The organism is Citrobacter sp. RHBSTW-00524 (assembly GCF_013747755.1).
GTDB lineage: Bacteria > Pseudomonadota > Gammaproteobacteria > Enterobacterales > Enterobacteriaceae > Citrobacter > Citrobacter braakii.
Genome location: NZ_CP056421.1, coordinates 4,906,045 through 4,932,624 on the forward strand (window position 1 = coordinate 4,906,045; position 26,580 = coordinate 4,932,624).

Consider the following 26,580-nt stretch of genomic DNA (forward strand, 5'->3'; position numbering starts at 1 on the left):
GACATTTCTCCGCAGCGGCAAAATAACCACACCGAAGTGTGGTTAGAATTAAACGTACCGGTATTACTGGGTACTGGTGGTTGTGGTGGTTGTGGTTCCGGTGTTAGAACCATCGCCGCCACCGGTTGCCGCAAGGGCAACCCCCACCGCAGAACTTACGGTGCTCACGCTGGTTGCGGAGGAACTTCCTGCCGAAACCGACGCGGCAGCCGACCCTGCAGCATCACCCACCTGAACGGGGGCAGCATAGACAGAAGTCGCCGCAAGCGCAGATATAGCCCAAAGGCCATACAGAACTTTTTTCATCACAAATTCCCTTCATTGTATGAATGGAGATTTACCCAAAAGAATTTCGGGCGAGTTCGAGTATACACAAGCCAAAGTGTGCAAATTACGCCAGGCGGGAATTTAGGATAATTAGATAGCAAGAAATAAAATGATTAACGACAGATAATTAAATCAATACAATCAAAAAGTTAAAATATAAAAACAAAAACACAACATCCGGTAATTCTGAAAAAACCAGAAACACGATAACGTTGAATGAATTATTTTAGGATTAAGCTCAATAAAGGTGTAAAGCAAAAACGTAGATATTCGGGAGCCAGATTATAAAAAAAGCCGATATTAATATCGGCTTTTTTTATAAGTAATCTGCAAATTCATTCGAATTGCAACAAGACGGCAAGATCGTTAATCCCCGGGAGCATAGATAGTTATGCGACCGGGGTTAACGAACGCAGCCAACAGCGCTGCGGCTCGAAGGAAGAAACAGATTAACGCCAGGACTTATAACGGTTAATCAAACCGTTAGTTGAGCAATCATGGCTGGTGATTTCTTTATCATCATTCAGCTCTGGCAGAATGCGATTCGCCAGCTGTTTGCCCAGCTCAACGCCCCACTGGTCAAAGGTGAAGATATTCAGGATCGCGCCCTGAGTGAAGATTTTGTGCTCGTACAGTGCAATCAGCGCACCCAAGCTGAACGGTGTGATTTCGCGCAGCAGGATGGAGTTAGTTGGACGGTTACCTTCGAACACTTTGAACGGCACAACGTGGTCAAGCGTTGCCGGATCTTTACCCTGGTCGCGGTATTCCTGCTCAACCACTTCACGAGATTTACCAAAAGCCAGCGCTTCGGTCTGAGCGAAGAAGTTAGACAGCAGTTTCGGATGGTGATCCGACAGCGGGTTGTGGGTGATTGCCGGAGCGATGAAATCGCACGGAACCATTTTGGTACCCTGATGAATCAGCTGGTAGAACGCATGCTGACCGTTAGTACCCGGCTCACCCCAGATGATTGGGCCTGTCTGGTAATCCACCGCATTGCCGTTACGGTCAACGTATTTACCGTTGGATTCCATATTGCCCTGCTGGAAGTAGGCCGCGAAACGGTGCATATACTGGTCGTACGGCAGAATCGCTTCGGTTTCAGCACCGAAGAAATTGTTGTACCAGATACCGATCAGCGCCAGCAGCACCGGCAGGTTTTTCTCCGCCGGAGTGGTGGAGAAGTGTTTGTCCATGGCGTGCGCGCCAGAAAGCAGCTCAACAAAGTTGTCGAAGCCCACAGAAAGGATGATGGACAGACCGATTGCAGACCACAGGGAGTAACGACCGCCAACCCAGTCCCAGAACTCGAACATATTGGCGGTATCAATACCGAACTCGCCAACCGCTTTACCGTTAGTGGAGAGCGCTGCGAAGTGTTTGGCAACGTGCTTGTTGTCGCCAGCGGTCGCCAGGAACCAGTCGCGCGCGCTGTGGGCGTTAGTCATGGTTTCCTGAGTGGTGAAGGTTTTGGAAGCGACCAGGAACAGCGTAGTCTCCGGATTCACTTTCTTCAGCACTTCGGCAATGTGCGTACCATCGACGTTAGACACAAAGTGCATGTTCAGGTGATTTTTGTACGGGCGCAGCGCTTCGGTCACCATGAACGGGCCGAGGTCGGAACCGCCGATACCGATGTTCACGACATCAGTAATGGCTTTACCGGTATAGCCTTTCCAGCTTCCGGAGATAATCGCTTCAGAGAAGGATTTCATCTTCTCCAGCACCGCATTCACTTCCGGCATCACATCTTTGCCGTCAACGATGATTGGAGTGTTGCTACGGTTGCGCAGCGCCACGTGCAGCACGGCACGGTCTTCAGTGCGGTTAATTTTCTCACCGGAGAACATGGACTTGATGGCGCCTGCCAAATCGGTCTCTTTCGCCAGATCCTGCAGTTTAGCCAGCGTCTCTTCAGTGATGCGGTTTTTGGAGAAATCCACCAGCATCAGATCGTCAAACGTCGCGGAAAATTTAGCGAAACGATCGCTATCTTTCGCGAACAGATCCGCGATAGTAACGTCTTTCATCTCTTCAAAGTGTTTTTGTAGTGCCTGCCAGGCTGAGGTCTGCGTTGGATTGATGTTTTTCATTAGCAATACTCTTCTGATTTTGAGAATTGTGACTGAGATCGATTGTAACGCCAGTCACAGAAAAGTGTGATTGTTTTAATGCCATCGCCCTTGTATCCATCGAACCAGGGTAAAAAGTATAGATGTTATAAGCGCTGTTACTGAACGGAAACGCAGCATGAAAAATCCGCATAATCCCAGCGTTGACAGTGCAAGCTACACATTTTATTTATAAATACGGTATTTGCATTTGCGCCTGCACCGGTTTTCGTTCTGCCTTATGTGCCATGGTCGCTCTATTCATTCCCTGACACGAGGTAGTTATGACTGATGTAGTTGTCTCCAAGTTTGGCGGTACCAGCGTGGCGGATTTTGATGCCATGAATCGCAGCGCTGATGTGGTACTTTCTGATGCTAACGTCCGTGTAGTGGTACTTTCCGCTTCCGCTGGAATTACCAACCTGCTGGTCGCACTGGCTGAAGGGCTGGAGCCAACCGAGCGCTTCGAAAAACTCGACGCCATTCGTCAAATTCAGTTCAATATTCTGGAACGCCTGCGTTATCCGAACGTAATTCGTGAAGAGATTGAACGTCTGCTGGAAAACATCACCACGCTGGCAGAAGCGGCGTCACTGGCGACCTCAACCGCCCTGACCGACGAACTGGTCAGCCACGGTGAACTGATGTCTACCCTGTTGTTCGTCGAAATCCTGCGTGAACGCAGCGTGCAAGCGCAGTGGTTTGACGTGCGTAAAGTGATGCGCACCAACGATCGTTTTGGTCGCGCAGAACCCGACGTCGCGGCGCTGGCTGAACTGGCAACGCTTCAGTTGGCCCCGCGTCTGAGCGAAGGTCTGGTAATCACTCAGGGTTTTATCGGCAGCGAAGGCAAAGGCCGCACCACCACGTTGGGGCGCGGCGGTAGCGATTATACAGCCGCCCTGCTGGCCGAAGCGCTGCACGCAACGCGCGTCGATATCTGGACCGATGTTCCAGGCATTTACACTACCGATCCGCGCGTTGTTCCTGCAGCGCAGCGTATTGATGAAATCGCCTTTGAAGAGGCCGCAGAAATGGCGACCTTTGGCGCGAAAGTGCTGCACCCGGCAACCCTGTTGCCGGCCGTACGTAGCGATATCCCGGTATTTGTTGGCTCCAGCAAGGATCCAAAAGCAGGCGGTACGCTGGTCTGCAATAAAACCGCGAATCCACCGCTGTTCCGTGCGCTGGCGCTACGCCGTAAGCAGACGCTGCTGACGCTGCATAGCCTGAATATGCTGCACTCTCGCGGCTTTTTAGCAGAAGTGTTCGGCATCCTTGCACGCCACAATATCTCGGTAGATTTAATTACCACATCTGAAGTCAGCGTAGCGCTGACGCTGGATACCACCGGTTCAACCTCCACCGGCGATACGCTGTTAACGCAATCTCTGCTGATGGAACTGTCTGCCCTGTGCCGGGTTGAAGTCGAAGAAGGCCTGGCGTTGGTGGCGTTGATTGGCAACGACCTGTCCAAAGCCTGCGGCGTGGGTAAAGAGGTGTTTGGTGTACTGGAGCCGTTCAACATCCGCATGATTTGCTACGGCGCGTCCAGCCATAACCTGTGCTTCCTGGTGCCCGGTAGCGAAGCCGAACAGGTGGTACAGAAGCTGCACCATAATTTGTTTGAATAATATTTCATCACGCGATAAACAATAACTATAGCCGGGCTCGAACCCGGCTTTTTTATAACAACACAACACATTTCAATCGCAAGGAAGATAACATGCTCGCTACTCTCACGCGGCTGTTCCCGTTATGGGCGCTGCTGCTCTCTGTTATTGCGTATTACACGCCCTCCACCTTTACGCCTGTCGGGCCATTCGTGCCGTCGTTGCTGATGCTGATCATGTTCGGCATGGGCGTTCACCTGAAGGTGGACGACTTTAAACGCGTACTCTCACGCCCCGCACCTGTCGCGGCGGGTATTTTCCTGCACTATCTGGTGATGCCGCTCGCCGCATGGATTTTGGCGCTGGCATTTAATATGCCGCCGGAACTGTCGGCAGGGATGGTGCTGGTCGGTAGCGTCGCCAGCGGAACGGCATCGAACGTCATGATCTATCTGGCAAAAGGTGATGTGGCGCTCTCCGTGACTATTTCATCGGTTTCAACGCTGGTCGGCGTTGTCGCCACGCCGCTGCTGACACGGCTGTATGTCGACGCGCATATCCAGGTGGATGTGATGGGTATGCTGCTGAGTATTCTGCAGATCGTGGTCATTCCGATTGCTTTGGGACTGGTCATTCACCATCTGTTCCCACGCGTCGTAAAAGCCGTGGAACCGTATCTGCCGGCGTTTTCTATGGTGTGCATCCTGGCGATCATCAGCGCCGTCGTGGCGGGTTCCGCCTCGCACATTGCGTCTGTCGGCTTTGTGGTGATTATCGCCGTGATCCTGCATAACACCATAGGCTTGCTCGGCGGCTACTGGGGCGGAAAACTGTTTGGTTTCGACGAGTCAACCTGTCGTACGTTGGCTATTGAAGTGGGCATGCAGAATTCAGGGCTTGCCGCTGCGCTGGGCAAAATCTACTTTGGCCCGCTTGCGGCCCTGCCCGGCGCGTTGTTCTCGGTCTGGCATAACCTTTCCGGTTCGCTGCTGGCAGGTTACTGGTCCGGTAAACCGATTGAAGAAAAAGAACGCCGCTAATTGGCGGCGGCAGGCCGGATAGCGGCTAACACCTTATCCGGCCTACCCAGCCTCTGCACTTTGCCGTACACTGCGGATATCGGCTAACAGAGGGCACCCTTATGGCACTCCCCCGCATTACCCAAAAAGAGATGACCGAGCGCGAACAGCGTGAACTGAAAACGCTGCTCGACCGCGCGCGCATTGCGCATGGTCGGCTGCTAACCAACGCTGAGACCAACAGCATCAAGAAAGAGTACATCGATAAACTGATGGCCTTGCGCGAAGCAGAAGCTAAAAAAGCCCGCCAGTTGAAGAAAAAGCAGGCTTATAAACCGGATGCGGAAGCATCATTTTCCTGGTCAGCGAATACGCCAACGCGCGGCAGACGTTAACGCCCTTTCTTCTTACGCCCCGGCGAGGTAAAACGCTTCCCGTTTGCCGCCGGGCGCGATTTCTCTTTCTCTGCCGATTTTTCGATTTTCACCACCGGGCGCTTAATGCCTGCGGTTTTTGGCTTCGCTTTCGCCTTCGGTTTGGCTTCTGAGGACGAGTTCTCAATCAGCTTGAACAGGTCGATCAGTTCGTCATCCGTCAGGTCGCGCCATTCACCCAGCGGCAGGCCGGACAGACCAACGTTCATGATACGTGTACGCTCAAGCTTAGTAACTTCATAGCCAAAGTGCTCGCACATACGACGGATCTGGCGGTTCAGCCCCTGAATCAGCGTGATGCGAAACACAAACGGCGCTTCTTTCTTGACCTTACATTTCTTGGTAACGGTGCCAAGGATTGGCACACCGGCACTCATCCCACGGATAAAGTCATCAGTGACCGGCTTATCTACCGTCACCAGATACTCTTTTTCGTGATCGTTACCGGCACGCAGGATTTTATTCACCAGGTCGCCGTGGTTGGTCAGAAAGATAAGTCCCTGGGAATCTTTGTCCAGACGACCGATTGGGAACACGCGCTTGCTGTGGTTAACAAAATCAACAATGTTGTCGCGTTCGCTGTCTTCAGTGGTGCTGACAATCCCTACCGGCTTGTTCAGCGCGATAAAAACCAGATCTTCCGCTTCACGCGGCTCAATCAACCGACCATTCACTTTTACGACGTCGCCAGGCATCACCTGATCGCCAATGGTGGCGCGTTTACCATTCAGGAAGACATTCCCTTGTTCGATAAAGCGATCCGCCTCGCGGCGCGAGCAGATTCCGCTTTCACTGATGTATTTATTTAATCGGATGGATGAGTCGGGCAGCATAATTTCTCCTTTGACAGCGAAATATACCCTACCTTGCGGGGGATAAAAAAGCAGAGTGTGAAAATGTGCTATCGCATCTGATTACGTAATGCCTGCGGGCTGATACCAAATCGTTTTTGAAAGTGGTAACGCAAAGAGTTTGCGCTGCCGAACCCGGTTTGCTGCGCGATCTGCTCAATACTGATATGGGATGTATTGAGCGCCTGCTGCGCACGGTTTAGCCGTTCATTCATCAGCCAACGTGCGGGAGTAAGCCCCGTTGACTCCTGAAATCGCCGCATCAACGTTCGGGGACTCATACCGACCTGGCTGGCCAGAGCGTCAAGGGTATGCTTCTGCGCGATATTGTTATGTAACCAGTCAAGCAAAAGACCAAAACGCTGGCTTTCCCGACTGCGGGCAACAGGACGCAGTTGCTGCTGAGTCTGGCTGCCATCCCTGTGGGGCTGCAGCACCAGGCGACGGGCCACGTTATTGGCAACCTCAAGTCCAAAATCAGTGCGCACCACATGCAAACATAAATCAATCCCTGCCGCACTACCTGCCGAAGTGAGCACGTCGTGGTCACCGACATACAGGACATCTTCCACAACGTTGATGGCGGGAAAGCGTCGCTGGAGTTCACTGACGTAACGCCAGTGCGTCGTCGCCTTACGGTCATCCAGCAAACCTGCCGCAGCCAGAACAAATACACCAGAACAGATAGAGATGATTCGACAACCGCGTTGATGTGCTTCACGAAGCGCATCGCATAATGCTTCCGGGACCGGTGAGCTCACGTCACGCCAGCCAGGAATGACAATAGTGTCTGCTTCTTGCAGCAATTCATACCCACCGTCCACCACGATACGAACCCCGCCAGTTGCCCTTAATTCACCTTGATCAACCGAAGCCACGGCAAAACGATACCAGCCCTCTCCCAGTTCAGGTCGCGGAAGCCCAAAAACTTCCACTGCGACGCCAAACTCGAAAGTACATAGCCCGTCATAAGCGAGTGCAACGACCAACGGGCGAGAAGATGTTGTCATGATCCTGGCGGAATCTGTCATGGTCAGAGGGTGTTTCAAGGTTAATTTTTTGATGAGATAAGAGGTAACACAACAGCTGATTTCACCACAAGAGAAAACAACAATATGAGTACCGTAACTGATATTCCAGCCGCTTCATCTGCACAAGCTATCGCCCATTTCCAGCAACGTCTGAATATGGAGACGGATTGTTCTGACGTTCATTCCGCGATTGCTGCTGACGACAAAGATTTTGTGCTTTTACATGTAGTGGGGAGTGCAGAGAGTTTTTCCCGTTGTCATATCCCTGGCGCGATTCATCTTCCCCATCGACTGATAAATACGGAATCCTTGAAAAAATGGCCACAGGACACACTGTTTGTCGTCTATTGCGCTGGCCCACACTGTAACGGGGCCGATCGCGCGGCGCTGAAGTTGGCGCAGCTAGGTCGACCGGTGAAAATAATGATTGGTGGTATTAAGGGCTGGGAGGACGAAGGCCTGGCGTTTGCCACTACGCAAAAGGACGCTGTTTCAATAGATTGATCGTTGTTAAGTCTGAACGGGCTTTTCCAACAGGAGGTTGTGGTTAACCCGTTCGGCTTTCCCCCCTTCCAACATCGTGAGCCATATCAGTAAGGCGTTACGCTGATAGTGGTAGCATTAGCGCGGTTTGTAATTTTCTGATTACATGGAGAAATGATGGAACTGCTTTTATTGAGTAACTCGACGCTGCCGGGCAAAGGCTGGATGGAACATGCGCTACCGCTGATTGCTGAGCAGCTGAATGGTCGCCGTACGGCGGTGTTTATTCCGTTCGCTGGCGTGACGCAAACCTGGGATGAATACACGGCGAAAACGGCAGCCATCTTTGCGCCAATGGGCGTCAACGTTACTGGCATTCATACCGTTGCCGATCCGATCGCTGCCATTGAAAACGCAGAACTGGTGATTGTCGGCGGGGGTAACACCTTCCAGTTACTGAAAGAGAGCCGCGAGCGCGGACTGCTGGCGCCGATAGTGGATGTCGTCAAACGCGGTGCGCTGTACATCGGCTGGAGCGCAGGTTCTAACCTCGCCTGCCAGACCATCCGCACCACCAACGACATGCCGATTGTCGATCCAAAAGGTTTTGATGCCCTGGGTCTGTTCCCGCTGCAGATTAACCCACATTTCACCAATGCGCTTCCGGAAGGCCACAAAGGCGAAACGCGTGAACAGCGTATTCGCGAGCTGCTGGTTGTGGCACCAGAGCTGACGGTAATTGGTTTGCCGGAAGGAAACTGGATTAAGGTGAGTAACGGCCAGGCGGTTCTTGGCGGTCCGAACACCACTTACGTCTTTAAAGCGGGTGAAGACGCGGTTGCCCTCGAAGCAGGTCACTGCTTCTAACCGACGTTGCCGGATAACGGCATAAATGCCTTATCCGGCCACCCGGTCCACCTCACTCAATAATCGTCGCGCTCATCGTCCTCATCCGGCTGTTCCAGCACGCTATAGGCCACGGAACAAAACAGCGAGTTCAGACGCTGCATATCGCCCAGCAGCGCCAGGTGCAAGGAGCTGGTCTCGATGCTCTGCACGTTCTGCTGATGCAGACGGTCAACGTGCGCATGCGAATACCGACGGTTGAGAATACGGAAACGGTGCTTGCTACGGCGCAGACGACGGGCGCTGGTCACGTCACCTGAGAAGAACACCGACATCGCCAGCTGCAGATTGCTGAGCAGCTGATCGAAGAGCGCATCCAGCTCTTTCAATCCTTCCACGGAGAATGCGCGACGAGCAGCCAGCGACTTATCCGCTATCTCACTGCCCATACGTTCGACAATATCGGAAGCCTGCTCGAGGTTAAGCGACATTTCGATAATCTCCGCCCAACGGCGTGATTCCTCTTCCGCCAGTTCATCCTTTGGCATCCGCGCCAGATAGAGCTTGATTGCCGTGTATAGCACGTTAATGTCGTCCGCCATCCTGCGCAGCTCTTTCTCTTCACGCGGCTCGCCGTGCATCACCTTCTTCAGCCCGTCCATCATCTGCTCCATCGCGTCGCCGATGCGCAGAGCTTCACGAGCGGCATTGGCCAGGGCCAGCGTCGGCGTATCCAGCGCACTGACGTCCAGATGCTTGGGCTTCAGATGCGCATCCAGCTCCGGCTCATCGCGGATGATGCGCTTACAAAAACGCGCCATCGGTTCTGCGAACGGCACCATCGCCACGCAGCGCACCAGGTTGTAGAAGACATGGAAGTAAATAACCAGTTCAGATTTCGGCAGCGGCAGTTCATCCATCAGATTAGCCAACGGATGAACAAACGGCAGGATAATCAGGCTTCCCACCAGCTTAAACAGCAGGCTACCGAGCGCCACACGGCGGGCGGCGGCGCTAGCGGCGCTGTTATTAAGCATCGCCAGCAGGCCAGAGCCGAGGTTGGCGCCAATCACCAGACACAACGCCACCGGGAACGAGATAATGCCTGCCGCGGTCAGCGTTGCCGTTAGCAGCACCGCCGCAAGGCTGGAGTAACTGATAATCGCGAACATGGCGCCAATCAGCGCATCCAGCATGATATCGCCGGTGAGCGAGGCGAAAATAACCTGTACGCCGTTAGCCTGGGTGATCGGTGTTACCGCCTGCACAATCAGTTCCAGCGCCAGTAAAATCAACCCCAGTCCAATACCAACCCGCCCCAGTTGCCCCACACGGGACTGCTTACGTCCGAGAAAGAAGATCACGCCGATAAAAATCAGCAGTGGCGACAGCCAGGAGAGATCGAAGGTCAGGATACGCGCCATCAGCGCGGTCCCGACGTCGGCGCCGAGTACAATAACCAGCGCAGGGGTGAGCGCGACGAGGTCCTGAGCGACAAACGAGGTCACCAGCATGGTGGTGGCGTTGCTGCTTTGCACCAGCGCCGTCACGCCGATACCCGCACAAAAGGCGAGCGGCTTCTTTTCAACGCTACGGCTGAGAACGGTACGCAAGCGGGCGCCGAAGACACGCATCACGCCGGTACGCACAATATGCGTACCCCAAACCAGCATAGAGACAGCAGAAAGCAGGTGTAACAGAGTTAGCACGGAATCAGGTTCTCCTTATCGTTATATGTTCCTGAGGTTCATAGCAATGACATACCGCCTGATGGCGCTACGCTTATCAGGCCGACAAAAATGTGCCATCCGGCAAGCAGTACCGATGAACGTTCTTTCAGTATAAGGGTTTAAACGTAATAAAGAGACAGGGCACTCATTGAGCGCCCTGTTTGTTGTAAATAAAGATGACAGTTTTGTGAATCAGTCAGCGTCATAGCCCAGATTAGGCGCTAACCAACGTTCGACTTCCGCCACGCTCATGCCTTTACGGAAGGCGTAATCTTCAACCTGATCGCGCTGGATTTGCGCCACGGCGTAGTACTTGCTGTCTGGATGACTGAAATACCAGCCGGAAACCGACGCACCTGGCCACATCGCGAAGGATTCGGTGAGCTTCATCCCGGTGTGCGCTTCTACATCCAGCAGTTCCCAGATGGTGGCCTTTTCGGTGTGTTCCGGACACGCCGGATAGCCCGGCGCCGGGCGAATTCCCTGGTAGTTTTCGCGGATCAGCTCCTCGTTGCTGAGGTTCTCATTCGCCGCATAGCCCCAGTAGACTTTACGCACGCGCTCGTGCAGATATTCAGCGAACGCTTCCGCCAGGCGGTCGGCGATCGCTTTCACCATGATCTTGTTGTAGTCGTCATGCTGGGCTTCGAAGGCGTCCGCCAGTGCATCTTCCTCCAGACCGCCGGTAACTGCGAAAGCACCGATGTAATCCGCTTTGCCGCTCAGTTTCGGCGCAACAAAGTCAGACAGGCAGTAGTTGGCGAAACCGACTTTTTCCGTCTGCTGGCGCAGGTGATGACTGACGTTGATGACGTGCGTACGCGTCTCGTCACGGTAAATCTCGATGTCGTCCCCCACGCGGTTAGCCGGGAACAAGCCCACCACGCCGCGCGGATTCAGGGTCTTCTCAGCGCTGAGTTTATCCAGCATGTCATTGGCGTCTTTGAACAGACGTTTCGCCTCTTCTCCCACCACCTCATCTTCGAGGATGCGCGGGTATTTCCCGGCCAGCGACCAGGTCATAAAGAACGGCGTCCAGTCGATGTAGTTGCGCAGCGTTTCGATGCTGGCTTCAACGCTCTGTACGCCGAGGCGGTGCGCCACCGGCGGCGTGTAGTTTTCCCAATCGAAGGCCAGATCGTTGTCGCGGGCAGCCTGTAACGTTACTGGTGGGGTCCGCGGTTTCTTACGCGCATGCTGGATACGCACGGTTTCGTACTCTTTACGCGTACGGGCGACAAAGTCATCGCGCTGAGTGTCAGAGAGGAGTGCGGCGACTACGCCAACGGTACGCGAGGCGTTCTGCACATAAACCGTTGGACCACTGTAGTTCTGCTCGATTTTCACCGCCGTGTGCGCTTTTGAGGTGGTCGCGCCGCCAATCAGCAACGGAATAGTGAACCCCTGACGCTCCATCTCTTTCGCCACGTTGACCATTTCGTCCAGCGACGGGGTAATCAGCCCGGAAAGACCAATCAGATCGGCATTCACTTCACGTGCCGTTCTGAGGATTTTCTCCGCTGGCACCATCACGCCAAGATCGACGATTTCGTAGTTGTTACATTGCAGCACCACACCAACGATGTTTTTGCCGATATCGTGCACATCGCCTTTCACGGTAGCAATGACCATCTTGCCGTTGCTGGAGCCTTTCTCTTTGCTGGCCTCAATGTACGGTTCGAGGTAGGCCACCGCCTGCTTCATCACGCGGGCGGATTTCACCACCTGCGGCAGGAACATTTTGCCCTCGCCAAACAGATCGCCAACCACGTTCATCCCGTCCATCAGCGGCCCTTCAATCACCTCGATCGGACGCGCGGCCTGCTGGCGAGCTTCTTCAGTATCCTGCTCAATAAATTCGGTAATGCCTTTCACCAGCGAATATTCGAGGCGCTTTTTCACGTCCCAACTGCGCCATTCCGCCATCTGGGCATTGGCAGTGTCATCAGTTTTGCTACCGCGGTATTTCTCAGCCAGCTCCAGCAGACGCTCGGTGCCATCGTCACGACGGTTGAGGATCACATCTTCAACCGCATCGCGCAGCTCGGCGGGCAGGTCGTCGTAAATCGCCAGTTGTCCGGCGTTGACGATCCCCATGTCCATGCCGTTGCGAATGGCGTAGTAAAGGAATACCGCGTGAATGGCTTCACGAACCGGGTCGTTACCACGGAAGGAGAACGACACGTTGGAGACGCCGCCGGAGATCAGCGCGTGCGGTAGTTCGCGTTTGATGTCCTCACAGGCGCCGATAAAGTCCTGGGCGTAGTTGTTGTGCTCATCAATCCCGGTCGCGACCGCAAAGATGTTCGGGTCGAAGATGATGTCTTCCGGCGGGAAGCCTACCTCTTCGGTAAGAATGTTGTACGCCCGCCGGCAAATCTCAATTTTACGCGCGCGGGTGTCGGCCTGCCCCTGCTCGTCAAAGGCCATCACCACCACTGCGGCACCGTAGCGTCGCAGCAACTTCGCGTGGTGGATAAAGGTCTCAACCCCCTCTTTCATCGAGATGGAGTTAACGATGCCTTTACCCTGAATGCACTTCAGCCCTTTTTCGATGACGTCCCATTTCGAGGAGTCGATCATAATCGGCACGCGGGCGATATCCGGCTCACCGGCGATAAGGTTGAGAAAACGCACCATCGCCGCTTCGGCGTCGAGCATCCCCTCATCCATGTTGATATCGATAATCTGTGCGCCGCTTTCCACCTGCTGACGGGCGACATCCAGCGCTTCGTTGTATTTCTCTTCTTTGATCAGTCGCTTAAATTTCGCCGAACCGGTGACGTTGGTACGCTCGCCGACGTTCACAAACAGGCTATCGTCGCCAATATTCAACGGTTCAAGGCCAGACAGACGGCAGGCTACCGGGATTTCCGGCAAGCGGCGCGGCGGCAAGCCTTCCACTGCGCGGCTCATCGCGGCGATGTGTTCCGGCGTGGTGCCGCAGCAGCCGCCGACCACGTTGAGGAAGCCCGCTTGCGCCCACTCGCGTATTTGCGCCGCCATGGTGTCGGCATCGAGATCGTATTCGCCAAAGGCGTTCGGCAACCCGGCGTTCGGGTGCGCGGTAACGTAGCATTCGGCAATGCGCGACAGCTCCTGCACGTACTGGCGCAATTCGTCCGGACCTAAGGCGCAGTTCAGACCGAAGGTCAGCGCATCGGCGTGGCGCAGTGAGTTATAGAACGCTTCGGTTGTCTGACCGGAGAGCGTACGCCCGGAAGCATCGGTGATGGTGCCGGAGAGCATAATCGGCAACTCAACGCCCAGCGCTTCAAATTCGGTTTTAACCGCGAAAATAGCGGCTTTGGCGTTCAGGGTATCGAAGACGGTTTCAATCAGGATCAGGTCGCTGCCACCTTCCACCAGCGCTTTGGTGGATTCACGGTAGGCGGCCACCAGCTGATCAAAGGTAATATTGCGGTAAGCCGGGTCGTTGACGTCAGGCGAGATAGACGCCGTACGGTTGGTTGGGCCAAGCACGCCCGCGACATAGCGCGGTTTTTCCGGTGTGCGTGCCGTCCATTCGTCTGCCGCCGCGCGCGCCAGTTTGGCTGCCGCAAAGTTGATTTCCGCCGACAGGGATTCCATCTGGTAATCCGCCATGGCGATAGTCGTGGAGTTAAAGGTGTTGGTTTCGATGATATCCGCGCCCGCCTCAAAATAGGCGTTATGGATGGCGGCGATCACATCAGGTTTGCTGAGCACCAACAGGTCGTTGTTGCCTTTCAGATCGCACGGCCAGTCGGCAAAGCGTTCGCCGCGGAAATCCTCTTCGCTCAGACGATATCCCTGGATCATGGTGCCCATACCGCCGTCCAGCACCAGAATACGTTCATTTAACTGCTGACGTAATTGTTCAACTTTGCTGCTCACACTCGCTCCCGACAACGCTCAACCAGACCGAAAAAAACTCAACAGACCATACTGGCACAAACCTGAGAGGTGGAAAAGAGAACAACGGCCAACATGAGACATGTTCAGCTTCACTCATCCGATCAGTACAGGAATTCTTGCATTATAATTGAATAAAACGAAAATGATTTCCACGATACAGAAAAGGAGTCCGCCATGGTTGCCACAATCCCCGCGAAACGCGGTAGAAAACCCGCCGCTGCTACTACGCCTGCAACCGGGCAGGTTCAGTCTCTGACTCGCGGCCTGAAGCTACTGGAGTGGATTGCAGAATCCAACGGCAGCGTGGCGCTAACCGAGCTGGCACAGCAGGCCGGCTTGCCAAACTCCACGACTCACCGTTTGTTGACCACCATGCAGCAGCAAGGATTTGTCCGTCAGGTGGGTGAATTAGGCCACTGGGCCGTGGGTGCGCATGCGTTTATCGTCGGCAGCAGCTTTTTGCAAAGCCGTAATTTGCTGGCGATTGTCCACCCGATCCTGCGCAAGCTGATGGAAGACTCCGGTGAGACGGTAAACCTTGCCGTGTTAGATCAAAGCGACCATCAGGCCATTATTATCGACCAGGTGCAGTGTACCCAACTGATGCGCATGTCCGCGCCTATCGGCGGCAAACTGCCGATGCACGCCTCCGGTGCGGGTAAGGCGTTTTTATCCCAACTGAGTGAAGAACAGGTGACTGGCCTGCTGCACCGTAAAGGGCTGCACGCATATACCCACGCCACGCTGGTGTCGCCGGTGCATCTGAAAGAGGATTTAGCCCAAACGCGCAAGCGCGGCTACTCCTTTGATGATGAGGAGCATGCGCTGGGTCTGCGCTGCGTGGCGTCGTGCATTTATGATGAACACCGCGAGCCGTTTGCCGCTATTTCCATCTCCGGACCCATTTCGCGCATTACCGACGATCGAGTGACCGAGTTTGGCGCCATGGCGATCAAAGCGGCGAAAGAAGTCACGCTGGCATACGGCGGATTTCGTTAAGAAAGGGTTGCCGGACATCAAGCCGCAAATCTGATGCAAAACCGCTGTTTGCGCCGGTAGGCGTAAACATCTTCCACGTGTCCTTCACGGATCCGCGTTTGCAGACCTCGCCAGTAGTCGGCACTGAACAGGTCAGCATGCATCTCTTCAAATAGCGGCCCGATACGCGGGTCAGCGCATAGCCAGTGACGAAACTCTTCCGGGAAGACATCCCCCGGCGATACGCTATACCACGGTTCAGCGCTCATCTCATCTTCCGGGTAACGCGGCGGCGGGATATGACGGAAATTCACCTCCGTCATGTAGCAAATTTCATCGTAGTCGTAGAACACCACGCGCCCGTGGCGAGTCACGCCGAAGTTCTTAAACAGCATATCGCCGGGGAAAATATTGGCGGCGGCCAGCTGACGAATGGCATTGCCGTACTCTTCAATTGCATCGCGCAGTTGCTGGCCTTCGACCTGCTCCAGCCAGATATTCAGCGGCACCATCCGTCGTTCGATATACAAATGGCGAATGACAATCTGCTCGCCGAGATCGGTAATTTTTTCCGGGGCTTCCTGTAGCAACAGCGCCATCAGCGACGGATCGATTTGCCGTTTATCCAGCACAAAGTTCTCGAACTCCTGGGTGTCAGCCATCCGCCCGACACGATCGTGCTCCTTGACCAGTTGATAACAGGCGCGGACGTGGGCGGCCGACATCTCTTTTTGCGGAGCAAATTTGTCTTTGATGACTTTAAAGACGCGGTCGAAGCCTGGCAGGGTAAATACCAGCATCACCATGCCGCGGATCCCCGGCGCTTCGATAAATTGCTCATCGCAATGGGCAAGATAGAGCAGATATTCGCGGTAACTTTCGGTCTTCGCGTGTTTCTGACAGCCGATCGCCATATACAATTCAGCGGTGGTTTTACCGGGCAGGATCTCGCGCAGCCACTCCACTAACGCGGCGGGCAGCGGGGCGTAAACCATAAAATACGAGCGGGCGAAGCCAAACACGATACTGGCTTCCGCCGTCGTGGTCAGGCAGGTATCGACAAACAGTTCACCCTCGTCAGTACGGTGAATTGGCAGTAAAAACGGCAGCGTCCCGGAAGGGGTAATCAACTTCCCGACCAGCCAGGCGGCCTTGTTGCGATAAAACAGTTCGTTCGCCACCTGCAAATGACTGCGCTGCAACACATCCGCCCCCAGCGTTTCGGTCAGGTGTTCGATGATGTAGTGGATATCCCGATGTCTGTTCTGCCACGGCAGACGCAAGGGCAGATCGCTGAGGACGCGCGTAAGCAGCCACTCCCAGCCGGTATCGGGAAAAAAGTCTTTCGCCAACGGGCGTGGGATCGTGCGAAAACGGCGCTCTGGCTGAGAGCTGAAAATAAACAGTCGCTCGGGAGTCAGCGAGCGGTGGTCAAATAACCGGCAATAGACGGAGTTAAAGAAACTCTCCGCAATCTCGAAGCGTGGGTAATCTGGCAATAGCCGGGTGTAATGCTCTTTCACGCGAAGTAAAAAATCCGCGTCGGTACTTTTGCCATCAGTAATGCAGCGCAGTTGCTCCACCACCAGACCCACATGATGATCGTAAAGGTGGATACGGCTTTTCATCGCCTGCTGAACCGCGTGCCAGTCGGCATGTTCAAAACGCTGCTGCGCGCCGGATGTCACTTCCAGAAAACGCCCGTACTGGGCGTCGAAACCTTGCAAAATCGTCTGAGCAATCAGTAATTCCAGGCCACGCGTCATCAATTTCTCCCATCCGGCACAATGTCATGCCGGATGGCGCATTCGCTTATCCGGCCTACATCCCTTCGTAGGCCCGGTAAGCGCAGCGCCACCGGGCATTGATCAAAACTGCGATTCTTCAGTCGAGCCGGTCAGCGCGGTCACTGAAGAAGTGCCGCCCTGAATGATGGTGGTTACTTTGTCGAAGTAGCCTGTCCCTACTTCCTGCTGATGGGACACGAAGGTGTAACCATCTTTAGCCGCCGCAAATTCCGGCTGCTGAACCTTCTCAACGTAGTGGCGCATGCCCTCACCCTGCGCATAGGAATGCGCGAGGTCGAACATGTTGAACCACATGCTGTGAATACCCGCCAGCGTAATGAACTGGTATTTGTAACCCATATCGGACAGCTGTTGCTGGAAGCTGGCAATGGTTTTGTCATCCAGGTTTTTCTGCCAGTTAAACGATGGCGAACAGTTGTAGGCCAGCAGTTTGCCTGGGAATTTCGCATGAATAGCATCGGCAAAGCGCTTCGCCAGTTCGAGGTCCGGCGTGGAGGTTTCACACCACACCAGATCCGCATACGGTGCGTAAGCCAGACCACGGCTGATCGCCTGCTCAATGCCCGCATGCGTACGGTAGAACCCTTCGCTGGTACGCTCGCCAGTGATGAACTCGCTATCGTATGGGTCGCAATCAGACGTAATCAGATCGGCTGCGTCAGCATCGGTACGCGCAATCACCAGCGTCGGAACGCACATAACGTCTGCAGCCAGACGGGCTGCCACCAGTTTCTGGATAGCTTCCTGAGTCGGCACCAGGACTTTGCCGCCCATGTGACCACATTTTTTTACCGATGCGAGCTGATCTTCGAAGTGAACGGCCGCTGCACCAGCCTCAATCATCGATTTCATCAGTTCAAACGCGTTCAGTACCCCGCCAAAACCCGCTTCCGCATCGGCAACGATCGGCAGGAAGTAATCCACATAGCGCGGATCGTTCGGCTCAATACCAGTTGACCATTGGATCTGATCGGCACGACGGAATGTGTTGTTGATCCTGTCCACCACCGCCGGAACGGAGTTCGCTGGATACAACGATTGATCCGGATACATGCTGGACGCCAGGTTGGCATCTGCCGCCACCTGCCAGCCTGAAAGGTAGACCGCTTCAATACCAGCTTTCGCTTGCTGCAGCGCCTGACCACCAGTCAGCGCACCGAGGCTGTTGATATAACCTTTCTTCGATTCGCCGTGTAGCAGACCCCACATTTTCGCCGCGCCAAGCTGCGCCAGCGTGCATTCCGGGTTGACCGAGCCACGTAATTTCACCACTTCCTCCGCGCTATAGGGGCGGGTGATGCCTTCCCAGCGCGGTTGAGTCCATTCTTTCTGTAATTCTTCGATTTGTTGAGTACGGGTTTTCATGTGCAGATGCTCCATTAGGATAAATTGTGGGTAAATTAGGCCAACAGGCGGTAGCCCGGTAACGTCAGGAAGTCAATTAACTCGTCGGAAGTGGTGATTTGCTCCATCAGGCGCGCGGCATCGTCAAAACGCCCGCTGCTGTAGCGGTGTTCCCCCAGTTCGTCCTGAATCACCAACATCTCTTCGGCCAGCATCTGGCGGAACAACGGTTTGGTAACCGGTTTGCCGTTGCTGAGCGTTTTCTGGTGGTGGATCCACTGCCAGATGGAAGTACGAGAGATTTCGGCGGTGGCCGCATCTTCCATCAGACCATAAATCGGTACGCAGCCATTACCGGAGATCCACGCTTCGATGTACTGCACCGCGACACGAATGTTGGCACGCATGCCTTCTTCAGTACGCTCACCTTCACAGGGTGCCAGCAATTGTTCTGCCGTAATCGGCGCATCTTCTTCACGGGTCACGAACAGCTGATTTTTGTTTTCACCGAGTACGTCGTTGAACACCGCCATTGCGGTATCTGCCAGTCCTGGATGCGCAATCCATGTGCCGTCATGACCGTTATTGGCTTCCAGCGCTTTGTCCGCTTTTACCTTGGTCAGAACCTGGTTGTTACGTTCCGCATCTTTGCTGGGAATGAACGCGGCCATGCCGCCCATCGCGAACGCGCCGCGTTTATGACAGGTTTTAATCAGCAGACGCGAATACGCACTGAGGAATGGCTTATCCATCGTCACCACCTGACGGTCCGGCAACACGCGATCCGGGTGGTTCTTCAGGGTTTTGATATAGCTGAAAATGTAGTCCCAGCGACCGCAGTTCAGGCCCACAATGTGGTCACGCAGCGCGTGCAGAATTTCGTCCATCTGGAAAACGGCTGGCAGCGTTTCAATCAGCAGGGTCGCTTTAATTGTGCCGCGCGGCAGATTAAAGCGATCCTCTGCATAGCTGAACACTTCACTCCACCATGCCGCTTCTTGCCAGGCCTGCGTTTTGGGTAGATAGAAATAAGGGCCACTGACTTTTGCCAGCAACGTTTTGTAGTTGTGGAAGAAATAGAGGGCAAAGTCGAACAGGCTGCCCGGGATCGATTCGCCACGCCAGGTGACGTGTTTTTCCGGCAGGTGCAGACCGCGAACGCGGCACACTAACAGGGCCGGATTGGGTTTGAGTTGATAAATTTTACCGGCTTCGTTGGTGTAGCTAATGGTGCCATTGACTGCATCGCGCAAGTTGATCTGCCCGTCGATAACTTTGCTCCACTCAGGAGCCAGCGAATCTTCAAAATCAGCCATAAAGACTTTGACGTTCGCGTTCAGCGCGTTGATAACCATCTTGCGCTCAACCGGTCCGGTAATCTCTACACGGCGATCCAGTAAATCATCAGGAATACCGCGAATTTTCCAGTTACCTTCTCGAATGGAAGCTGTTTCCGAAATAAAGTCAGGCAACTTACCGTCATCAATATCCTGCTGCTGCTGGATACGTGCAGCCAGAAGTTTATTCCGCTTTGGCGTAAATCTTGTCACCAGCTCGGTCAGAAACTCCACCGCCTCAGCGGTCAGAATCTGCTGTTCCTGTTCGCCACGCGGCCTGGTGAAGATCAGTTCATCGGTTGTCGTTGCCTGTTGATTCATTGCGTAGTTCCTCGTCATTGATCCAAACACATCCCCAATGCGAACGAAGGATCGTTGTGCGGTTTTCGTTCAGCACAACTAAGACTACTCATTTAAATTTCAAAATCAAAAACAATTTCCATTTTTAATTTAATTATCAATTAACCTATTGATAACAATATAAATAAAATTTAATTACACAGTGAGGTGCGTTTCGGAAATAAAAAAGGCACCCGAAGGTGCCTGATTCAACATGCTGAAACGCTTAAGGATCGTCTGTTACAGAAGATTAATCCAGCGTTGGATTCATGTGACGCAGATCATATGGCGTGATCTGGTAAACGTAATAGTTGAGCCAGTTGGTAAACAACAGATTGCCGTGGCTACGCCAGGTTGCCCGCGGTTTATTTTGCGGGTCATCTTTTGGGAAGTAGTTATAGGGCACTTCCGGCGTTAAGCCCGCTTCGACGTCACGAAAATATTCACTGCCGAGTGTATGGGCGTCATACTCAGGATGGCCCGTTACGAAGGCGATACGTTTATCTTTGCTGGCAAACAGGTAGGCATCTCCCTCTTCTGTTTCGGCAAAAATCTCGAGATCGGTGTAGTCCCTGATAAGGGCAGCAGGAAAATCGGCATAGCGCGAATGCGGGGCCAGGAACGCATCATCAAATCCACGCGTCAGCAGCGCATGAGGATGAAGAATATGGTGCTCATAGACGCCTGAGAGTTTATCCGTACGGGTTTGCTTGGGAATTCCGTACAGGATATTCAATGCGGCTTGCACCGCCCAACAGACAAAGAGCGTCGATGTAACATGATCTTTCGCCCATTCAAGCACTTGTTTAATCTGCGGCCAGTAAGCCACGTCATTAAATTCAACCAGACCCAACGGCGCGCCGGTCACGATCAGTCCATCAAAGTTCTGATCGCAGATATCCTCGAAATTACAGTAAAAGTTATTCAGATGCTCCGTAGGGGTGTTGCGTGACTCGCGGGCATCAATGCGCAATAGCTGAACATCTACCTGCAGCGGGGAGTTAGACAGTAAACGCAGGAACTGGTTTTCCGTTTCAATCTTCTTGGGCATCAGGTTGAGGATGAGCACCTTCAGTGGACGAATTTCCTGACCAGAAGCGCGAGATGACGTCATCACAAAGACGTTTTCCTCACGCAAGAAATTGACGGCGGGTAGCTCGTCCTGCACGCGAATTGGCATAACCTGATAACCTCACTACATACGTTTAAACGTTTAGACATCCAGATAGCTGAAGATACCCAGGAATCATGCGAATGTCGAGCCTGCATCCTCAAGTTGAGAAAGTTTCACGGCTCCTTGCTGTAGATTAGTGCAGTAAAGAAAAAAGGAGAATGCTATTCGTCGTTCGCGCAACAGGCAATGTGCTGCCGGGAGAGCCTGGTGTGCTGCGCTTCTCAGGCCTGAACACCGGTTACAACATGATGGGCTGGATAAAATGGTACGCTGCATCCGGCAGTTCTCACTCCCTGCAGACGCAAAAAAGCCCATCCGGCAGGATGGGCTTCTTCACTTATTTGATGCCTGGCAGTTCCCTACTCTCGCATGGGGAGACCCCACACTACCATCGGCGCTACGGCGTTTCACTTCTGAGTTCGGCATGGGGTCAGGTGGGACCACCGCGCTACAGCCGCCAGGCAAATTCTGTCTATCAACACACTTCTCAGGTCTGTCGATGTAATCTGTAATCAAGCTGAATTTCGATGTCTCTTTCGCCAAAACACCTTCGGCGTTGTAAGGTTAAGCCTCACGGTTCATTAGTATCGGTTAGCTCAACGTATCGCTACGCTTACACACCCGACCTATCAACGTCGTCGTCTTCAACGTTCCTTCAGGACCCTTAAAGGGTCAGGGAGAACTCATCTCGGGGCAAGTTTCGTGCTTAGATGCTTTCAGCACTTATCTCTTCCGCATTTAGCTACCGGGCAATGCCATTGGCATGACAACCCGAACACCAGTGATGCGTCCACTCCGGTCCTCTCGTACTAGGAGCAGCCCCCCTCAATTCTCCAGCGCCCACGGCAGATAGGGACCGAACTGTCTCACGACGTTCTAAACCCAGCTCGCGTACCACTTTAAATGGCGAACAGCCATACCCTTGGGACCTACTTCAGCCCCAGGATGTGATGAGCCGACATCGAGGTGCCAAACACCGCCGTCGATATGAACTCTTGGGCGGTATCAGCCTGTTATCCCCGGAGTACCTTTTATCCGTTGAGCGATGGCCCTTCCATTCAGAACCACCGGATCACTAAGACCTGCTTTCGCACCTGCTCGAGCCGTCACTCTCGCAGTCAAGCTAGCTTATGCCTTTGCACTAACCTCCTGATGTCCGACCAGGATTAGCTAACCTTCGTGCTCCTCCGTTACTCTTTAGGAGGAGACCGCCCCAGTCAAACTACCCACCAGACACTGTCCGCAACCCGGATCACGGGTCTACGTTAGAACACCAGCCATTAAAGGGTGGTATTTCAAGGTTGGCTCCATGCAGACTGGCGTCCACACTTCAAAGCCTCCCACCTATCCTACACATCAAGGACCAGTGTTCAGTGTCAAGCTATAGTAAAGGTTCACGGGGTCTTTCCGTCTTGCCGCGGGTACACTGCATCTTCACAGCGAGTTCAATTTCACTGAGTCTCGGGTGGAGACAGCCTGGCCATCATTACGCCATTCGTGCAGGTCGGAACTTACCCGACAAGGAATTTCGCTACCTTAGGACCGTTATAGTTACGGCCGCCGTTTACCGGGGCTTCGATCAAGAGCTTCTCCTTACGGATAACCCCATCAATTAACCTTCCGGCACCGGGCAGGCGTCACACCGTATACGTCCACTTTCGTGTTTGCACAGTGCTGTGTTTTTAATAAACAGTTGCAGCCAGCTGGTATCTTCGACTGATTTCAGCTCCATGAGTAAATCACTTCACCTACATATCAGCGTGCCTTCTCCCGAAGTTACGGCACCATTTTGCCTAGTTCCTTCACCCGAGTTCTCTCAAGCGCCTTGGTATTCTCTACCTGACCACCTGTGTCGGTTTGGGGTACGATTTCGTGTTACCTGATGCTTAGAGGCTTTTCCTGGAAGCAGGGCATTTGTTACTTCAGCACCGTAGTGCCTCGTCATCACACCTCAGCGTTAACAAGACTCCGGATTTACCTGGAATCTCCGCCTACATGCTTAAACCGGGACAACCGTCGCCCGGCTAACATAGCCTTCTCCGTCCCCCCTTCGCAGTAACACCAAGTACAGGAATATTAACCTGTTTCCCATCGACTACGCCTTTCGGCCTCGCCTTAGGGGTCGACTCACCCTGCCCCGATTAACGTTGGACAGGAACCCTTGGTCTTCCGGCGTGCGGGTTTTTCACCCGCATTATCGTTACTTATGTCAGCATTCGCACTTCTGATACCTCCAGCATGCCTCACAGCACACCTTCAACGGCTTACAGAACGCTCCCCTACCCAACAACACATAGTGTCGCTGCCGCAGCTTCGGTGCATGGTTTAGCCCCGTTACATCTTCCGCGCAGGCCGACTCGACCAGTGAGCTATTACGCTTTCTTTAAATGATGGCTGCTTCTAAGCCAACATCCTGGCTGTCTGTGCCTTCCCACATCGTTTCCCACTTAACCATGACTTTGGGACCTTAGCTGGCGGTCTGGGTTGTTTCCCTCTTCACGACGGACGTTAGCACCCGCCGTGTGTCTCCCGTGATAACATTCTTCGGTATTCGCAGTTTGCATCGGGTTGGTAAGTCGGGATGACCCCCTAGCCGAAACAGTGCTCTACCCCCGAAGATGAGTTCACGAGGCGCTACCTAAATAGCTTTCGGGGAGAACCAGCTATCTCCCGGTTTGATTGGCCTTTCACCCCCAGCCACAAGTCATCCGCTAATTTTTCAACATTAGTCGGTTCGGTCCTCCAGTTAGTGTTACCCAACCTTCAACCTGCCCATGGCTAGATCACCGGGTTTCGGGTCTATACCCTGCAACTTAACGCCCAGTTAAGACTCGGTTTCCCTTCGGCTCCCCTATTCGGTTAACCTTGCTACAGAATATAAGTCGCTGACCCATTATACAAAAGGTACGCAGTCACCCCATAAAGAGGCTCCCACTGCTTGTACGTACACGGTTTCAGGTTCTTTTTCACTCCCCTCGCCGGGGTTCTTTTCGCCTTTCCCTCACGGTACTGGTTCACTATCGGTCAGTCAGGAGTATTTAGCCTTGGAGGATGGTCCCCCCATATTCAGACAGGATACCACGTGTCCCGCCCTACTCTTCGAGTTCACAACACATGCACTTTTGTGTACGGGACTATCACCCTGTACCGTCGGACTTTCCAGACCGTTCCACTACCACACATGCTGATTCAGACTCTGGGCTGCTCCCCGTTCGCTCGCCGCTACTGGGGGAATCTCGGTTGATTTCTTTTCCTCGGGGTACTTAGATGTTTCAGTTCCCCCGGTTCGCTTCATTACGCTATGTATTCACGTAATGATAGTGTGACGAATCACACTGGGTTTCCCCATTCGGAAATCGCCGGTTATAACGGTTCATATCACCTTACCGACGCTTATCGCAGATTAGCACGTCCTTCATCGCCTCTGACTGCCAGGGCATCCACCGTGTACGCTTAGTCGCTTAACCTCACAACCCGAAGATGTTTCGTAAAACATTTCAGTATTGCGAAAATTTGAGAGACTCGGACACACCGCTTTTCATTTCTTGTTTACGGAGAAATGAAACAGTGTGTCGTTTCAATTTTCAGCTTGATCCAGATTTTTAAAGAGCAAAATTTCTTAATGCACTCGAAAGTACATTCAGAAGTTCATCATTCATCAGACAATCTGTGTGAGCACTACAAAGGTCGGTTCTTTAAGGTAAGGAGGTGATCCAACCGCAGGTTCCCCTACGGTTACCTTGTTACGACTTCACCCCAGTCATGAATCACAAAGTGGTAAGCGCCCTCCCGAAGGTTAAGCTACCTACTTCTTTTGCAACCCACTCCCATGGTGTGACGGGCGGTGTGTACAAGGCCCGGGAACGTATTCACCGTGGCATTCTGATCCACGATTACTAGCGATTCCGACTTCATGGAGTCGAGTTGCAGACTCCAATCCGGACTACGACATACTTTATGAGGTCCGCTTGCTCTCGCGAGGTCGCTTCTCTTTGTATATGCCATTGTAGCACGTGTGTAGCCCTACTCGTAAGGGCCATGATGACTTGACGTCATCCCCACCTTCCTCCAGTTTATCACTGGCAGTCTCCTTTGAGTTCCCGGCCGGACCGCTGGCAACAAAGGATAAGGGTTGCGCTCGTTGCGGGACTTAACCCAACATTTCACAACACGAGCTGACGACAGCCATGCAGCACCTGTCTCAGAGTTCCCGAAGGCACGTTCGCATCTCTGCAAACTTCTCTGGATGTCAAGAGTAGGTAAGGTTCTTCGCGTTGCATCGAATTAAACCACATGCTCCACCGCTTGTGCGGGCCCCCGTCAATTCATTTGAGTTTTAACCTTGCGGCCGTACTCCCCAGGCGGTCGACTTAACGCGTTAGCTCCGGAAGCCACGCCTCAAGGGCACAACCTCCAAGTCGACATCGTTTACGGCGTGGACTACCAGGGTATCTAATCCTGTTTGCTCCCCACGCTTTCGCACCTGAGCGTCAGTCTTTGTCCAGGGGGCCGCCTTCGCCACCGGTATTCCTCCAGATCTCTACGCATTTCACCGCTACACCTGGAATTCTACCCCCCTCTACAAGACTCTAGCCTGCCAGTTTCGGATGCAGTTCCCAGGTTGAGCCCGGGGATTTCACATCCGACTTGACAGACCGCCTGCGTGCGCTTTACGCCCAGTAATTCCGATTAACGCTTGCACCCTCCGTATTACCGCGGCTGCTGGCACGGAGTTAGCCGGTGCTTCTTCTGCGAGTAACGTCAATTGCTGCGGTTATTAACCACAACACCTTCCTCCTCGCTGAAAGTACTTTACAACCCGAAGGCCTTCTTCATACACGCGGCATGGCTGCATCAGGCTTGCGCCCATTGTGCAATATTCCCCACTGCTGCCTCCCGTAGGAGTCTGGACCGTGTCTCAGTTCCAGTGTGGCTGGTCATCCTCTCAGACCAGCTAGGGATCGTCGCCTAGGTGAGCCGTTACCCCACCTACTAGCTAATCCCATCTGGGCACATCCGATGGCAAGAGGCCCGAAGGTCCCCCTCTTTGGTCTTGCGACGTTATGCGGTATTAGCTACCGTTTCCAGTAGTTATCCCCCTCCATCGGGCAGTTTCCCAGACATTACTCACCCGTCCGCCACTCGTCACCCAAGGAGCAAGCTCCTCTGTGCTACCGTTCGACTTGCATGTGTTAGGCCTGCCGCCAGCGTTCAATCTGAGCCATGATCAAACTCTTCAATTTAAGTTTGATGCT

General features: G+C 53.5%; 16 protein-coding genes and 3 rRNA genes. 6 read left to right on the forward strand and 13 right to left on the reverse strand.

Translation table 11 applies throughout. From position 1 onward, the window contains the following. Positions 1-63 precede the first annotated feature (63 nt). Positions 64-306, reverse strand: coding sequence for an exopolysaccharide production protein YjbE (gene yjbE / locus HV229_RS23545; RefSeq protein ID WP_181546517.1), 243 nt, complete (start codon positions 304-306; stop codon positions 64-66). A gap of 470 nt (positions 307-776) precedes the next feature. Next, complete coding sequence (gene pgi / locus HV229_RS23550; protein WP_016155434.1) at positions 777-2,423, reverse strand: glucose-6-phosphate isomerase; 1,647 nt, start codon at positions 2,421-2,423, stop codon at positions 777-779. Positions 2,424-2,725: 302 nt separating this feature from the next. On the opposite strand from pgi, the gene lysC reads away from it, so the two are divergent. The 3 genes from lysC to HV229_RS23565 all read left to right on the forward strand — a co-directional run bounded on the left by lysC (position 2,726) and on the right by HV229_RS23565 (position 5,468). After that, positions 2,726-4,075: a lysine-sensitive aspartokinase 3 gene (gene lysC, locus HV229_RS23555; protein WP_080860367.1), complete on the forward strand. Its 1,350-nt coding sequence runs from the start codon at positions 2,726-2,728 to the stop codon at positions 4,073-4,075. A gap of 92 nt (positions 4,076-4,167) precedes the next feature. Continuing rightward, the gene (panS, locus tag HV229_RS23560) at positions 4,168-5,094 is read left to right on the forward strand and encodes a ketopantoate/pantoate/pantothenate transporter PanS (RefSeq protein WP_019077880.1); all 927 of its coding nucleotides are present in this window, start codon (positions 4,168-4,170) and stop codon (positions 5,092-5,094) included. Positions 5,095-5,195: 101 nt separating this feature from the next. Further along, positions 5,196-5,468 carry a DUF3811 domain-containing protein gene (locus HV229_RS23565; protein ID WP_003826541.1) on the forward strand — a complete coding sequence of 91 codons (273 nt, stop codon included), beginning with the start codon at positions 5,196-5,198 and terminating at the stop codon, positions 5,466-5,468. Here the strand turns inward: HV229_RS23565 and rluF are convergent. Together rluF and ftrA are read right to left on the reverse strand one after the other, a co-directional pair. After that, complete coding sequence (rluF, locus tag HV229_RS23570; RefSeq protein WP_016155331.1) at positions 5,465-6,340, reverse strand: 23S rRNA pseudouridine(2604) synthase RluF; 876 nt, start codon at positions 6,338-6,340, stop codon at positions 5,465-5,467. The genes HV229_RS23565 and rluF overlap by 4 nt on opposite strands. A 68-nt stretch (positions 6,341-6,408) precedes the next feature. After that, a complete protein-coding gene (gene ftrA, locus HV229_RS23575; protein WP_142418262.1) occupies positions 6,409-7,389 on the reverse strand; it encodes a transcriptional regulator FtrA in 981 nt (326 codons plus the stop codon). 84 nt (positions 7,390-7,473) lie between these two features. Here ftrA and HV229_RS23580 point away from each other — a divergent pair, with 84 nt between their 5' ends. Continuing rightward, on the forward strand, positions 7,474-7,893 hold the full coding sequence (locus HV229_RS23580; RefSeq protein WP_047357746.1) for a rhodanese-like domain-containing protein: 420 nt from the start codon (positions 7,474-7,476) through the stop codon (positions 7,891-7,893). A 156-nt stretch (positions 7,894-8,049) separates the two neighbouring features. After that, positions 8,050-8,739 (forward strand): dipeptidase PepE, encoded by a 690-nt coding sequence (gene pepE, locus HV229_RS23585; RefSeq protein ID WP_016155430.1) that lies wholly within the window; start codon positions 8,050-8,052, stop codon positions 8,737-8,739. 56 nt (positions 8,740-8,795) lie between these two features. Here pepE and HV229_RS23590 read toward each other — a convergent pair whose 3' ends face one another. Both HV229_RS23590 and metH read right to left on the reverse strand, forming a co-directional pair. Further along, positions 8,796-10,427, reverse strand: a complete 1,632-nt coding sequence (locus HV229_RS23590) for a Na/Pi cotransporter family protein (protein WP_181546519.1) — start codon at positions 10,425-10,427, stop codon at positions 8,796-8,798. Between the two features lie 213 nt (positions 10,428-10,640). After that, positions 10,641-14,324, reverse strand: a complete 3,684-nt coding sequence (metH, locus tag HV229_RS23595; protein WP_181546522.1) for a methionine synthase — start codon at positions 14,322-14,324, stop codon at positions 10,641-10,643. A gap of 195 nt (positions 14,325-14,519) precedes the next feature. On the opposite strand from metH, the gene iclR reads away from it, so the two are divergent. Beyond that, the gene (gene iclR / locus HV229_RS23600) at positions 14,520-15,344 is read left to right on the forward strand and encodes a glyoxylate bypass operon transcriptional repressor IclR (RefSeq protein WP_047357748.1); all 825 of its coding nucleotides are present in this window, start codon (positions 14,520-14,522) and stop codon (positions 15,342-15,344) included. A 17-nt stretch (positions 15,345-15,361) separates the two neighbouring features. Here iclR and aceK read toward each other — a convergent pair whose 3' ends face one another. The 7 genes from aceK to HV229_RS23635 all read right to left on the reverse strand — a co-directional run bounded on the left by aceK (position 15,362) and on the right by HV229_RS23635 (position 26,568). Beyond that, entirely contained in the window at positions 15,362-17,089 is a 1,728-nt protein-coding gene (gene aceK, locus HV229_RS23605) for a bifunctional isocitrate dehydrogenase kinase/phosphatase (RefSeq protein WP_016155427.1), read from the reverse strand. A 102-nt stretch (positions 17,090-17,191) separates the two neighbouring features. Further along, on the reverse strand, positions 17,192-18,496 hold the full coding sequence (gene aceA, locus HV229_RS23610) for an isocitrate lyase (RefSeq protein ID WP_181546524.1): 1,305 nt from the start codon (positions 18,494-18,496) through the stop codon (positions 17,192-17,194). A 35-nt stretch (positions 18,497-18,531) separates the two neighbouring features. Continuing rightward, positions 18,532-20,133 (reverse strand): malate synthase A, encoded by a 1,602-nt coding sequence (aceB, locus tag HV229_RS23615; RefSeq protein ID WP_181546526.1) that lies wholly within the window; start codon positions 20,131-20,133, stop codon positions 18,532-18,534. 268 nt (positions 20,134-20,401) lie between these two features. Continuing rightward, positions 20,402-21,331, reverse strand: a complete 930-nt coding sequence (metA, locus tag HV229_RS23620) for a homoserine O-succinyltransferase (protein ID WP_016155321.1) — start codon at positions 21,329-21,331, stop codon at positions 20,402-20,404. Between the two features lie 340 nt (positions 21,332-21,671). Continuing rightward, positions 21,672-21,787: ribosomal RNA gene (gene rrf, locus HV229_RS23625) — 5S ribosomal RNA — on the reverse strand. A 98-nt stretch (positions 21,788-21,885) separates the two neighbouring features. Beyond that, positions 21,886-24,792: ribosomal RNA gene (locus HV229_RS23630) — 23S ribosomal RNA — on the reverse strand. 234 nt (positions 24,793-25,026) lie between these two features. Continuing rightward, positions 25,027-26,568 (reverse strand): 16S ribosomal RNA (locus tag HV229_RS23635). The 16S, 23S and 5S rRNA genes sit together here, the layout of an rRNA operon. Positions 26,569-26,580: the final 12 nt, after the last annotated feature.